The sequence below is a fragment of the Arthrobacter sp. ISL-28 genome (assembly GCF_018613875.1).
Classification (GTDB): domain Bacteria; phylum Actinomycetota; class Actinomycetes; order Actinomycetales; family Micrococcaceae; genus Arthrobacter.
This window is the reverse complement of the sequence record NZ_JAGGPJ010000007.1, coordinates 229,327-242,273: the sequence shown is the minus strand read 5'-3', so window position 1 is coordinate 242,273 and position 12,947 is coordinate 229,327. Positions and strand designations below refer to the sequence as shown.

General features: G+C 67.2%; 9 protein-coding genes. 2 read left to right on the top strand and 7 right to left on the bottom strand.

Annotated elements, in window-relative coordinates; all coding sequences use genetic code 11:
• The first annotated feature begins 204 nt into the window (after positions 1-204).
• Positions 205-1,959 (top strand): ATP-binding protein, encoded by a 1,755-nt coding sequence (locus J7E80_RS05905; protein ID WP_215050544.1) that lies wholly within the window; start codon positions 205-207, stop codon positions 1,957-1,959.
• A 63-nt stretch (positions 1,960-2,022) separates the two neighbouring features.
• Entirely contained in the window at positions 2,023-2,685 is a 663-nt protein-coding gene (locus J7E80_RS05900) for a response regulator (protein ID WP_215050717.1), read from the top strand.
• A gap of 88 nt (positions 2,686-2,773) precedes the next feature.
• Here the strand turns inward: J7E80_RS05900 and J7E80_RS05895 are convergent, their stop codons facing one another.
• From J7E80_RS05895 to J7E80_RS05865, 7 genes are all read right to left on the bottom strand, one after another.
• Positions 2,774-3,157, bottom strand: a complete 384-nt coding sequence (locus J7E80_RS05895) for a RidA family protein (protein WP_215050543.1) — start codon at positions 3,155-3,157, stop codon at positions 2,774-2,776.
• A gap of 104 nt (positions 3,158-3,261) precedes the next feature.
• On the bottom strand, positions 3,262-3,765 hold the full coding sequence (locus J7E80_RS05890) for a GNAT family N-acetyltransferase (protein WP_215050542.1): 504 nt from the start codon (positions 3,763-3,765) through the stop codon (positions 3,262-3,264).
• Between the two features lie 109 nt (positions 3,766-3,874).
• Entirely contained in the window at positions 3,875-4,696 is an 822-nt protein-coding gene (locus J7E80_RS05885; protein WP_215050541.1) for an inositol monophosphatase family protein, read from the bottom strand.
• Positions 4,693-6,963, bottom strand: a complete 2,271-nt coding sequence (ligA, locus tag J7E80_RS05880; protein ID WP_215050716.1) for an NAD-dependent DNA ligase LigA — start codon at positions 6,961-6,963, stop codon at positions 4,693-4,695. Before ligA ends, J7E80_RS05885 begins: the two co-directional genes overlap by 4 nt.
• 123 nt (positions 6,964-7,086) lie before the next feature.
• Positions 7,087-7,671, bottom strand: coding sequence for a hypothetical protein (locus tag J7E80_RS05875; protein ID WP_215050540.1), 585 nt, complete (start codon positions 7,669-7,671; stop codon positions 7,087-7,089).
• Between the two features lie 91 nt (positions 7,672-7,762).
• On the bottom strand, positions 7,763-12,229 hold the full coding sequence (locus tag J7E80_RS05870; RefSeq protein WP_215050539.1) for an FtsK/SpoIIIE domain-containing protein: 4,467 nt from the start codon (positions 12,227-12,229) through the stop codon (positions 7,763-7,765).
• A complete protein-coding gene (locus tag J7E80_RS05865) occupies positions 12,226-12,930 on the bottom strand; it encodes a hypothetical protein (RefSeq protein ID WP_215050538.1) in 705 nt (234 codons plus the stop codon). Before J7E80_RS05865 ends, J7E80_RS05870 begins: the two co-directional genes overlap by 4 nt.
• Positions 12,931-12,947: the final 17 nt, after the last annotated feature.

Below are 12,947 nucleotides of genomic sequence, written 5' to 3'. Positions count from 1 at the left end.
CTACAGACGTTAGAGTGGTCCGGGTCACGGCAGTGCCTTTGGCTCAATTGATTGGCATACTGCTTATTGGGAGCATTTTGCGCATTCTGCTCACAGCATTCAGGCAGACTGCGCACAAGCCACAGGAGCCCCACACCCCGAGGCCCGAAGCACCGCCCAACGGGAATGACCGCCAACCAGAACGACCGCCCAAAGAGGAGCGCCATGACGAGACCGGCCCGACGGCTGCCGCTCAGGTTCTCCACCCAGACGCTGCTTTTGCAGCTCGGCGTGGTGCTCCTGGTGGTGCTCCTGAGCGGCGCCGTTCACGCCTGGCTGACGTATGAACGGTCGTGGCGCGAGGCGGAGAACCAGGCGCTCACGCTGGCCCGGACTGTGGCCTCGGATCCTTCCGTCCGGGCGGATGTGGCCTCCATCAGCCGGGAAGCCGGCACTCCGCCGCGGGCCCAGCTGCTTGCCGGTCCGCTGATGGCGGCGGCGGAAGGCGCGCGGGCCAGGACCGGCGCCCTGTTCGTCGTGATCACGGACGAAAAGGGAATCCGCCTGGCCCATCCCGAAGCTGACCGGCTGGGCGAGCGGGTGAGCACTGACCCGTCGGAGGCGCTGGCCGGACGCGAGGTCACCACCCGCAACACCGGGACGCTGGGCCCTTCGGCCGGCGCCAAGGTGCCGGTTTTCGCGCCGGGCGTGGAGACCGGGGCAGGCTCCGGCTCGGGTTCCGGCTCGGGTTCCGGCTCCGGAACGGGTTCAGGCACCGGAACGCCGGCCGTGGTGGGCGAAGTCAGCGTGGGGTACTCGACCGAGACCATCGGCGACAGCCTGGCGAGGGACATCGTTCCCATCGCACTGACGGCGGCAGGCGCCCTCGTGGCCGGGGTCTTGGCGTCGTTCCTGCTCCGGCGGCGGCTGCGGCGGCTGACGCTGGGCTTGGAACCGGAGGAAATCAATACCCTGGTGCACGACCAGGTCGCCGTGCTGGAGGGCGTGGACGAGGGCGTGGTGGGCGTTTCCGCCGAAGGCCGCATCAGCGTCTTCAATGCCGCAGCACAGCGGCTCCTGGGCCAGCCCGACTTGTCCGGGACGCTGTGGTCGGCCGCGCCGGTTCCGCCGCAGCTCAAGGCTCTCACGCAGGCCGACGCCAAGGAGGGTGAGGCTGTGGAGCTGATCGCCGGCGGCCAGGTTTTGGTGGCGAGTGCCCGGAAGGCCCTGCACCACCAAGAGGACCTCGGCTGGGTGGTGATGCTCCGGGACCGCACCGAGCTGCAGCAGCTGACGCGCCAGTTGGACGCAGTCGGTACTATGTCAACGGCGCTCCGGGCGCAGCGGCATGAGTTCGCCAACCAGCTGCACACTATCGCCGGGTTCATGAGCATCGGCCAGCATCAGCAGGCGCGTGAATACCTGGAGCGGCTCGCCGCCACCGGGCCGCTGAAGTTCCCCGTCGACCAGGCCGAGCTCCTGCAGGACCCGTACCTTCAGGCATTTGTCGGTGCGAAAGGCGTGGAAGCGGACGAACGCGGCGTGACGCTCCGGGTCGGGCCGGAAACCCTGGTGCGCGGCCAGGTCACGGATCCACAGGACGTCACCACAGTCCTGGGCAACCTGATCGACAACGCGGTCAATGCCGCGGTGGCAGGCTCTGCCGGCGAGCGCTGGGTGGAGCTTGAGCTGCTGGACGAACCGTTGGACGACGGCGGCACGCTGCACATCGTCGTCGCCGATTCCGGCGACGGACTGCGGAGCGATGCTGATCCGGAGGCGGTTTTTGCGGAAGGATTTACGACGGCGGCGGGCCCGGTCCGAGCAGGCGGCGGGCAGGGCCTGGGGCTGGCTTTGGCGCGGCAGGTGGCGCGCCGCCGCGGCGGCGACGTCAGGGTGCTGGAACCCGGCACTCCGGGCGGGCCGGGCGCGGTGTTCATGGCGACACTTCCCGGGACCACCGTCTCCCGCAAAGACTGACGGAACGGCAGAGATGAATGAACGCACAATGACGAGCGCAGAGACGAGCAAGATAGGACGATGATGTCTGAGGATTTCAGGGTGCTGATCGTGGATGACGATTTCCATGTGGCCAAGCTCCACGCCGCCTACGTGGATACAGTGGCGGGATTCCTGGCGCTGCCGCCTGCGGGGTCGGCGTCGCTGGCGCTGCAGTCCATCCACAGCCTGCGCCCGGACCTGGTGCTGCTGGATGTGTACCTGCCGGACGCCTCGGGTTTGGATCTCCTGCACCAGCTGGACGTGGACACGATGATCCTGAGCGCGGCATCCGATGCCGCCTCGCTGCGGACGGCCTTCCGCCGCGGTGCCCTCGGGTACCTGCTGAAGCCGTTTACGGCCGAGACCCTCTCCCAGCAGCTGCGGTCCTATGCCCGGTACCGCCGCATCCTGTCCCAGCCGGGGGCGCTGGACCAGGACACGGTGGAGCGGGCCAAGCGCGCGCTCATTCCCGGGGACGCCGCGCCCTCGGCAAGGCCGCGGTCAGCCACGGAGGCAGCGGTGCTCGAATCCCTGGTGCCGGGCGAGCAGTACTCCGCGGCCGATGTGGCTGGCCGCGTGGGGGTGTCCCGGGCCACCGCCCAGCGGTACCTTTCGTCGCTGGCGGACGACGGCGCCGTCGAGATCCAACTGCGCTACGGAACCACCGGCCGCCCGGAGCACCGCTACGGCCTCCCCATGTCCTAACCAGGCCGCGCGAACTGGCAGCTAATGCCCTCAAAACCGGGTTTTGAGGGCATTAGCTGCACGTTCGCGCAGGGGAAAGGGGGACGAGTTAGCTGGCGCCCTTCTGGGCCACGAGCTCGATCTCCACGAGCATCTTGGGGTCCAGGAACGGCAGCACATGCACGAGGGACAAGGTGGGGCGGATGTCGCCGAAGACTTCGCCATGGGCGCGGCCGGCGTCTTCCCACTTGCTGATGTCCGTCAGGTACAGCTTGGACTGCACGACGTCGGCGAGCGCGAAGTCGGCGTCCGCGAGGACTTTCTCCAGCTTCTGCAGGATGTACTTCGTCTGCTCATAGAAATCGGTGCCCACGATGCCGTCCTCGCCGCTTGCAGCGGTGGCGGAAATGTACAGCGTGTTGTCCACCTGGACTGCACGGGAGTAGCCAAGGGCCTGTTCCCAGACGGAACCGGTGCCGAAAGTCTTGCGCATGGTGCGCCTTTCACTGGGGCCGCACGCCGGCCCGGCGCTTTCGCAGCCTGGAATGGGCCCGGCTAATGGGGCGGGAGAAATGAGTCGGCACCACTCTAGGGCGGCTAGACGTCCAGCCGGAAAACGATCAGCTTTATGTCAGTGCCCGGCACGAACCAGTCCCGCTCGGGAACCCTCCGGAATCCGGTCTTCCGGTACAGCCCGTGCGCGCTCTCCCACGTCCCGCCCGTTGTCAGGGCAACACCGCGAATCCCGTCCAGCGACCTGGCATGCGCGATGATCGCTTCCACCATAGCCAGGCCCGCGCCGCTGCGCTGCACCGCCGGATCCACCACCAGCATCCGGAATTCGAGTTCGTCGTCGAGAGCGATGTCCGCATACGGCTCACCGGCAACCGCCAGCGTCACGGATCCCACGATCCGCCCATCCCGCTCGGCCACCCAGATGGTCGCCTGGGCGGCACGCCGTGCCACGTCCTGGATCTGCTTCATGTAGGGGTGATCGGCACTGTCGAAGTATCCCGCCGTCAGATAGGAATCGCGGGTGATCCGGGCAATCGCCTCGTAATCGGCGGGGACGGCTGGACGGACAATGATCTGCGGCTGCACCCGTCAATGCTAGTTCCAGACACTTGTTGCGCACCGCGGAACGGCTGTTTCAGTGACTGAACTATCACCAACTGGCCCCTCCCCGCCATGTGGGGCCGGGGGCTACGCCTCAGAGCGGGAACTTTCCGGAAAGCTCCAGGGTGCCGGCGCACGTCCAGGCCGCCAGCCGCTCCTCGTCCGAGGGCCCGCCGTCCAAGGGGCTTGTCAGCCGGGGCCTGCGCACCCAGCATCCCGCTTCCTCGGCAATCAGCGCGCCGGCCGAAAAATCATGCTCGTTCAGGCCGCGCTCTCCGAAGGCGTCATGGGTGCCGTCGGCCACGAGGCAAAGATCCAGGGCGGCGGACCCGAGCCTCCGGATGTCGGCGAAGCCCTCCATGAGGCCGCCGAGGAAACTGGCCTGGTCGTCCCGGGTGGCGGGGTCGTAGCTGAAGCCGGTGGCAAGGATCTGCCCGGCGCGCCCGGTGACCGGTCCGGTGAGCTGGGTCAGGCTGCCGTTTTGTTCGAGCCATGCACCGTGGCCCCGGGAGGCGTAATACACGCGCCCGAGCGCCGGGGCGTTGACGACGCCGGCCAGCCATGCGCCGTCGGCATCGGCAACCGCCACCGAGGTGGCGTAGTAGACGATGTTGCGGATGAAGTTGGTGGTGCCGTCCAGCGGATCAATGGACCAGCGGAAGCCACTGGGATGCTCGGGGCGGGTGGTGCCGTGCTCCTCCCCGGTGATGATGTCCTGCGGTCGGCTACCCCTGATGGCGTTCCGGACGGCGTTCTCTGCCGCCACATCGAAGGCCGTGACCCAGTCCCCCGCGGCCCCCTTGTTGCTGATGTTGCCGGAATCCAGCGGAGCGTTGCTCCGCGTGGACAGGACGGCGGCACCGGCCGCGGCCGCAGCCTTCGCCACCTCGAGCAGCTCGTGCGGGTCCGGACTCATTCGTCAGCGTCCCCGGCAGCAGCGTCCAGATATCCAGGCTCAGCGTCGGCATCTGCGTCAGCTTCCGGGCCAGCGGGCCCGTTGGTCAGCAGCTCACGGAACCCCTCTTCGTCGAGGACGGGAACACCCAGCTGTTCGGCCTTGTCCAGCTTGGTGCCGGCGTTCTCGCCGGCGACGAGGTAGCTGGTGTTCTTGGACACCGAACCTGCCGCCTTGCCTCCGCGCACCAGGATCGCTTCCTTGGCCTCGTCCCGGCTGAAGCCCTCCAGCGTTCCCGTCACCACGATTGTCAGCCCTTCGAGCGTGCGCGGTGTGGATTCATCCCGTTCGTCCTCCATCCGCACCCCGGCTGCCGCCCAGCGGTCGATGATCTCAACGTGCCAGTCTTCGGCAAACCACTCCTTAAGCGCGGCAGCGATGGTGGGACCCACCCCGTCCACCCCCGCGAGTTCCTCCTCCGAGGCCTGCCGGATGGCGTTCATGCTGCCAAAATGGTTGGCCAGCGCCCGCGAGGCGCGCGGGCCGACGTGCCGGATGGACAGCGCCACGAGCACCCGCCACAGAGGCTGGGTTTTGGCTTTTTCGAGTTCCTTGAAGAGCTTTTCGGTGGTCGCCGTCGGCTTGGACGGCGCTTTCGCCGTGCCCTTGCTGTAGAAGTACGGCACGAGTTCGTACTCCCCCGTGCCCACGCCCTTGGAACGCTTCTCTCGCCGGATCTTCACCGGGGCGAGATCCTCGGGTCTCAGGTCGAACAGGGCGGCTTCGGTGGTGAGTGGGGGAACGTCCGGTTCCGCCGGCTGGGTGAGGGCGATGGCGGCCTCCCAGCCCAGTGCCTCGATGTCGAAGCCGCCCCGTCCGGCCAGGTGAAAGACCCGTTCGCGAAGTTGTGACGGGCAGGACCGCGCGTTGGGGCAGCGAATATCGACATCGCCCTCCTTCGCGGGCGCGAGCGGCGTGCCGCAGGAGGGGCATTCCGTGGGCATGACGAAGTCACGCACCGGCGGATCCTGCTGGTCCCGCAGCGCGAGCACCGGCCCTACGATTTCCGGAATGACGTCGCCGGCCTTGCGCAGGACCACGATGTCGCCAATCTTCACGCCCTTGGCCTTGACCACATCCTGGTTGTGGAGCGTGGCCATTTCCACGGTGGACCCGGCCACCTTCACCGGCACCATAATGCCGAACGGCGTGACGCGCCCCGTGCGTCCAACGTTGACCGCGATGTCCAGCAGTTTGGTGTGCACTTCTTCCGGCGGGTACTTGTAGGCCACCGCCCAGCGCGGAACACGGGTAGTGAAGCCCAGGGCGCGCTGGGTGGCGAAGTCATCCACCTTGACCACGATGCCGTCAATTTCATGCAGCAGGCTGTGGCGCTTGTCCCCGAACTTGGCGATGAATTCCAGGACTTCTGCCAAGCTGCCGAGCACCTCGAAGTACGGGCTGACGGGAAGCCCCCACTCCGCAAGCTGCTTGTACGTTTCGGACTGGCTCGAACTCGGGAGACCGTCACGGACCCCGATCCCGTGGACGAACATCCTCAGAGGCCGCTTGGCAGTCTCGGCCGGATCCTTTTGCCGGATCGAGCCTGCGGCCGCGTTGCGCGGATTAGCCAGGGGCGCTTTTCCTGCCTCGATCAGTGCCTCGTTGAATTCAGCAAAAGCCTTGGAGGGTATGAACACCTCGCCGCGGACTTCCATTTCCGCCGGAAATCCGCTGCCGCTGAGCTGCTGAGGAATTTCCTTGATGGTGAGCACATTGTGGGTGATGTCCTCACCGGTGGTGCCGTCACCGCGGGTGGCCGCCCGGACCAGCTTGCCGTCCCGGTACAGCAGGTTGACCGCAAGTCCGTCAATCTTCAGTTCCGTCAGCCAGGAAACCTTGTGGTTCCCGATCTTCGCAATGCTGGCCTCCGCCTTGGCGATCCAGGCTTCCAGCTCCTCGAGGGAGAATACGTCCTCAAGGCTGTACATGCGCTGGAGATGTTCGACGGCGGCAAACGCCGCTGATACTTCCCCGCCCACTTCCTGGGTAGGTGAATCGTTGGACACCAGTTCGGGATGGAGCGCCTCCAGCTCCTCCAGCCGGCGGAAGAGAGTATCGAACTCCGCATCCGAGACGAGCGGCTCATCCTCCTGGTAGTAGGCGAAGCGGTACTTCCGCACGAGGTCCACCAATTTTTGGTACTCGTCGCGGACCGACTCAGATGGAATCGCTTCCGGCTCGAGCTGGTCAATTCCGGATGCCTGGTCAGTTACGGATGCTGTCATATCTGCGGGACCCGATGCTGTGCTCACAGACCTATCTTGCCTTACAGCCCTGACAATGTGCCGATTCGGGATACTGCCCATTGGAGAAGGACAATGTGAAACATCGCGCCTGCAACGTCACGCTCACCAGTGGCCTGCGAGGCGGTTGCGGCTCCAGAAGGCGAACACGAGGACGCCGAAGCCCACCAGCAGGACGCCTCCCGTGATGGCGAAGACGCTCATCGTTCCGGCGCCGGGGCCTTCGTCGCCGGTGCTGACGGCGGCAGCGTGGCTGGCCTTCGGGGACGATTCAATCGGCTTGTTCCAGTTGGACTCGGCCGTTGGGCTGGAATCCGAACGGCTCGGCGAGGGACTGGCTGTGGTGGGGGCCGTCGTGCGGACGGATGTAGCGGACGGTGCCGCAGTCGCTGTCGTTTCCTCCGTGGCCTGCGCGGTCGGCGCGGACGCGGCGGTAGGCGCAACCGGAGCCACTGAAGGCTGGGCGGGAGCTACCGTAGGTGGCGGCGCAGGCACCGGCACCTTCTTGGCAGGCGCCGGTGCCGGCGAAGGCTCGGCTGTCGGCGCTGGCGAATCGGTCGAGCACGGCCGTGTGGGCAGGCATAGATCGGCCTGCGCAGTCCCGGCGACGCCTCCCACCGCGACAAAGGCCAGCGCTATGGCAGCGAGTCCGGGCACCAGCGCGGTCCGCAGGAAATGGATTCGGGTCATGGGATCACCTTTGCTGCTGCGCGCAGGACTCTCCCGCACGGAGTTCTTGTCCCGGGTATCTTCCTATAGGCCGCGCGGGACAACCAAATTCCTACTTCCGGTTTTCCGGCGGCAGCGCGATCTGAAGCTTGCGCACCTTGCCCCTGCCCACGATGTAGCCCCTGCCGGGAATGAAGTCCGAACTGACCCGCCCGAGCGATGTGTTGAGCAGGCTGTCGCCGTCCATGTCGCCGGGGTTAATCAACAATCCCCGTCTGCCGGACTTGAACGGCTGGGCCAGGGACCAGGCCGAGGACCAGGTGGAAGCCTCGGATTCGCCGACCACCCACTGGTCCGCTTTGACAGAGGCCGTGACAAGCCGTTCGAGGCCCGATTCCGCAAGGGTGTCCGTAAACTCCGTCAGCCCCTCGATGAAAATGGCCAGCCGTCCCGGATTGGCCGAGGAATGGTCCGTCAGCTCATCGACCGCTTCCTCGACGTCGTCCGCTCCCACAAGCGAGCGGTTCCAGACGGGCAGAGCGGCCACCGCGGACCTCCGCGAGGCGATGTAGACCAGCTCGGTATCCGGATTGGAACGCCGCAGTGCGTAGGCCAGCGTCACCAGCGCCACGGTCCGGCCGGCACCCGGAGGCCCGGCGAGCAGCAGCGGACCCTTGGCCATGAGCGCAGCCGGCTGCAGCGTGTCGTCGTCGACGCCGATCACGGGCTGGTCCGGCGCGCCGGCGGGCAGGATGTCCAGGTCCACTTGCTCCGGGAGGCGCTCGATCGCCGGGGCCCTCTCGACGCCCTGGCGCAGCATGGCCTCGCTGAGCTTGCGGACTTCCCGTGCCTGCAGGGCCAAGTTGGAGTTGCCGCCCAGGACCGCCAGCTGCACTTCGTGGTTACCCAGGAGCCCGCGCCCCGGAGGCGAGGCCTTGCCCAGCACGTCCTTGGGGACGTCCATGGACAGATAGTCGTCCTCTGAGGACAGCCGCAGCACCAGCCTTTGCTGGATGGAGGCAAGCAACGACGGCGGCACGGAGTTGGGGCGGTCACCGGTGACGACGAGGTGGATGCCCAGCGGACGGCCGTCGGTGGCCAGCTGCAGGAAGATGTCCCACAGCCCGGACAGCCGGGTGTATTCATAGGCCTCGCGGAAAGCGGACATGCCGTCCACGAGGACGAATATCCGTTTCTCGTCAGGCATGCCGGCCAGCTTCCGGTATTCCACGATCGTGGATGCCCTGACTTCGGCGAAACGGGATGCGCGGTCTTCGGCGAGGTCACGCAGCCAGCGCAGGAGCCGTCCCACGCGCTCGACGTCGTCGCCGTCGATGATCTCGCCAACGTGCGGAAGGTCTTCGAGCATCGTCAGTCCGGAGGAGCCGCTGTCGATGCCGTAGACATGCACCGGACCGCCACGCGGCGTCACGGCGGCCGCGATGGCGATGCCCCGCAGTGCCGCCGACTTGCCGGAGCCGCCCGTACCGTAGATGGCCATGTTGCCGTCTCTGTCCGGTTCGTAGAAGACGGTGGGCTGGTCCTGGCGGGCGGGGTCATCCGCAACTCCCAGCAGGAGCCGTTCGTCGCTGCGCGGGTTTGGCAGCAGCGAGAAATCGTACGTCATGGCAAGCTCGTTCAGCCACGGCTTGCGCGGCGGCTCGATGGCCAGCATGTCGGCTGCGCGGATGACGTTGGCCGTCATCCTGGCGATGTCGTTTGGCCCGGCGGGTTCTTCCCTGGCCGCGGTATCAGGCGCGGGCGCAGCCCAGACGGGGCCGGAACCGAACGACATTTCCACGATATCGATCTGCGGTCGCTGGGGCCGCTCCGTAGTCCAGCCGCCGGCATAGCCCGTCTGGAAACCCTGGATGCGGCCGGGGCCGGTCTTCGCGGCGCCGCGGCCGGGGATGGCGGGGTCAAAATAGGCGGCGTCCGGGACACCGAGGATGTCTGTGGCATCGTCCTCATCAGCCATGCGCAGGGCCACCCGGAGGTTCGTGTTGGCACGCAGGCTCTCCTTGATCACACCGGCAGGACGCTGTGTGGCGAGAATCAGGTGCAGCCCGAGGGACCGGCCGCGGGCGGCGACGTCCACCACGCCGTCCACGAATTCCGGCACCTCCGTGGCGAGGGCAGCGAACTCGTCCACCACGATCACCAGGTACGGCGGTGCCTCCGGATCTGCCGCGCGCTGCAGGGCCAGCAGGTCCTTGGCTTTCTTCCGGTTGAGCAGGCGCTCCCGGTAGTGGAGTTCGGCGCGCAGGGATGTCAGGGCGCGGCGGACCAGGTGCGGGGAAAGGTCCGTGACCAGGCCGACCGTGTGCGGCAGGTGCAGGCAGTCTGCGAACGCGGCGCCGCCCTTGTAATCGACGAACAGGAAACTGACCCGGTCAGGGCTGTAGGCGGTGGCCATCCCCATCACCCACGACTGCAGGAACTCGGACTTGCCGGCGCCAGTGGTTCCGCCGACGAGGGCGTGTGGTCCCTCGTTCTTGAGGTCCAGGTACAGCGGCTCAACCCCCTTGGATCCCACCAGCGCACGCAGCGACCCGTTGTCCTTGCGGTTGGCGACGGCGGTGGAACGCACGGAGTTGTTCTCCTTCCACCGCTCAGCCACGGCGTCCGGGTTGTCCAGGAAGTCCTTGCCGATCAGCGCCGCGTACGACACGGCCCGCGGCAGATTCGAGTCGTCCTCCAAAGGCATTCCGGCATCCACCACGGGCGAGAGCATCCGGGCGAGCTGGCCGGCCAGTTCGGCGTCGAGGCTCTCGCAGCTCACCGGATACGTGTGGCGCCCCAGCCTGACCTGCCCCGTCGTGGTGCCATGTTCGCCGTCGACCTCCATGAAATCGCGGCATGCGGCCGGGAGGGCCTCAACGCCGGTGCCCACCCACAGAACGTGCACCCCGGCGTCGGGCCCCCTTTCCACCAGGCGGGTGAGCCGGCCCCGGTCCACAGGGGCGTCGTCTTCGATGATGACCAGGACCGAGGGCAGCACGGGAGCCGGCAGGTCCGCGCCTTCCTCGTGGATCCGGGGCCGGTGGGCCGGACCCGTGGATTGCATCGCGGCTTCGCGTGATTCCACCAGGTCCTCCAGCCGCGCCAGCAGGCCTGCACCGCTGGCGGAGCCGGCCGCCAAATGGTCTCCCGGAATGGGGCTGTGGCTCGAGCCGACATGCGGCAGCCACTGCAGCCAGTTCCAGCGTTCCCGCGAACGGGTCGAGGTGATGGCTGCCACCGCGACTTCGGCGGGCGAATGGAGGCCCACCAACTGCAGCACCATGCCCCGGGCCACGTCATCCACGAGTCCCCGCGGGCCAGCCAATCCAAACGCGCCGGACGAGCGCAGCTGGGAGACGATGGGCACGCCCTCAATCTCCCGGAACTGGTCCAGGCAGTCCTGGACTTCCCGCCGGTACTCCGCTTCGGTTTCCGAGGAGTTCGGCTCCTCAAGCGGAATCCGCGAGGGCGCCGTCCCAAGACCGAACCGGAGGCCCAGAAAGCCCGGGTGCTCGGGCCGGTGGGTCCAGAGCAGGGGCCCGAGCTTGTAGATGGAGTCCACGGTGTCGCTGACCGACGGTGCCTCCTGCAGCCGGACAGCCCGCTCCACCTGCTGCAGCGCGCTGAGGTCGTGCCGGAACGCCGCCATGGACTCCCGGTACTCCTTGAGCTGTTCCTTCCGTTCCCGCCGGCTCTGCAGCTTCTGATCCACGTAATGGCCCACGATGAACAGCGGCATCATCAGCACGAAGAGCATCGACAGCAGGCTCTGTGTGACGGCGAACAGGACGGCGCCCATCATCAGCGGGGCAATCAGCATGATGTAGGGGAAGGGGTGGTGGTCCTGCCGCTTTGGGCCAGCGGGCGGGACCCGCTTGGCCGGATTGAACCGGGGAACCACCCGCGGCGACCGGTTGAAATCAACCAGGGGCGACGTCGGTGCTGCCGCACCGCTGCGGGCAAGCGGCACCACCGTGATCTCCGTGTCGCCCAACGTGACGGTGTCCGAGGAACTGAGCGTGGCGCGCGTGACGGGCAGCCCGCCCATCAGGAGCCCGTTGGCGGAATTCGTATCGACGATTTCGACGCTCTCCCCCACAGTGATGCGCGCGTGCCGCTTCGACGTCAGCGGATCGCTGAGCCGGATGTCGGCGTCCCGGTCCCGGCCGATGTAGCTGGTGCCGGATGGGAGCGAAAACTCGCGGCCGACGTCGGGTCCCGACAGGATGCGGAGCGTGGCGGCGGCCGGTCCACGATTGGCCGTGCTGCCGGCACCAGGGGCGCCGGGCGTGCCGAACTGCTCGCTGACCTGCGTCAGGGAGACGACGGACCCGGGGCGCAGGCCCGATTCCAGGAGGTGGTCCCCGCGGTTGAGGACGATGCCCCGCATCCCGCCGGCCACAAATGCCTCGTCGATCCGGAGCGAGAGGTTGGGCGGGACCGGGTCGTCCCGCCGTCCAGGGTCGGCGGTCCAGAGTTCGGTAGCGATGTCGGCCACAGTGGCGCGGCCGTCCACCGTGACGGCGAGGTCTTTGGCTTCGGCAGGGTCACGGCGAAGCGTCAGGCGGATTCTCATCCCTCGTCGACCCCCCTCATCTTTTCAAGCAGGTACAGGTCGTCGGGCGTAACGAGGTGCGAAGTGACGGCGTGCTCCACGAGCCGCGCGCGGCGGTTGGTGGCCAGTTTGCCGCCGCCTCCCCTAAGCCCTGCCACGCCAACGCGGTCCAGCTTGTCGCACACGTTGTCCAGCTTCCGGTTGAACCTGGTGAGTGCCCAGCCGAGGGTCTTCGCGGCGGCTGCGGACGACGGTATCGCACTGAATCCGGTGCCTTCCCGGCGGAGCATGGGCTCGGCGAGGGCAACGATCAGGGCCTTTTGGGAGTCGGTAAACACGACCGGGCCGATCGTGGTGTCTCCGGCGCTGTCGTCCGCCCTGGTTTCCTGCCGGAAGGCCGGGGTCCTCAGGTGGACCGCGAATTCGTAGGTGGTGGGGCCGGCCGTGAAGATGATGTTCGTGTGGCTGAAGACGAGGGGCAGCCGCGCCCCCGGGGACAGCCAGGCCTGCATGCCGCCGGAGGCGTCGGCCACGGTGGCCGAGAGCATGCTGCCCACGTTGCTGAGCCACCAGATGCCGTCGTACCGGGCAATCTGGAGGAAGTGGCGGTGGAGGTAGGGGTTGTCATCTACCTCCAGATCGCCTTCGCGGCCGATGCTGAAGACGTCATCATCCGTCGGTTCGTACCACTCGCCGCAGAAATCTACCGCCAGGTCTCCCATGTTTCCGTGTCTCCTCG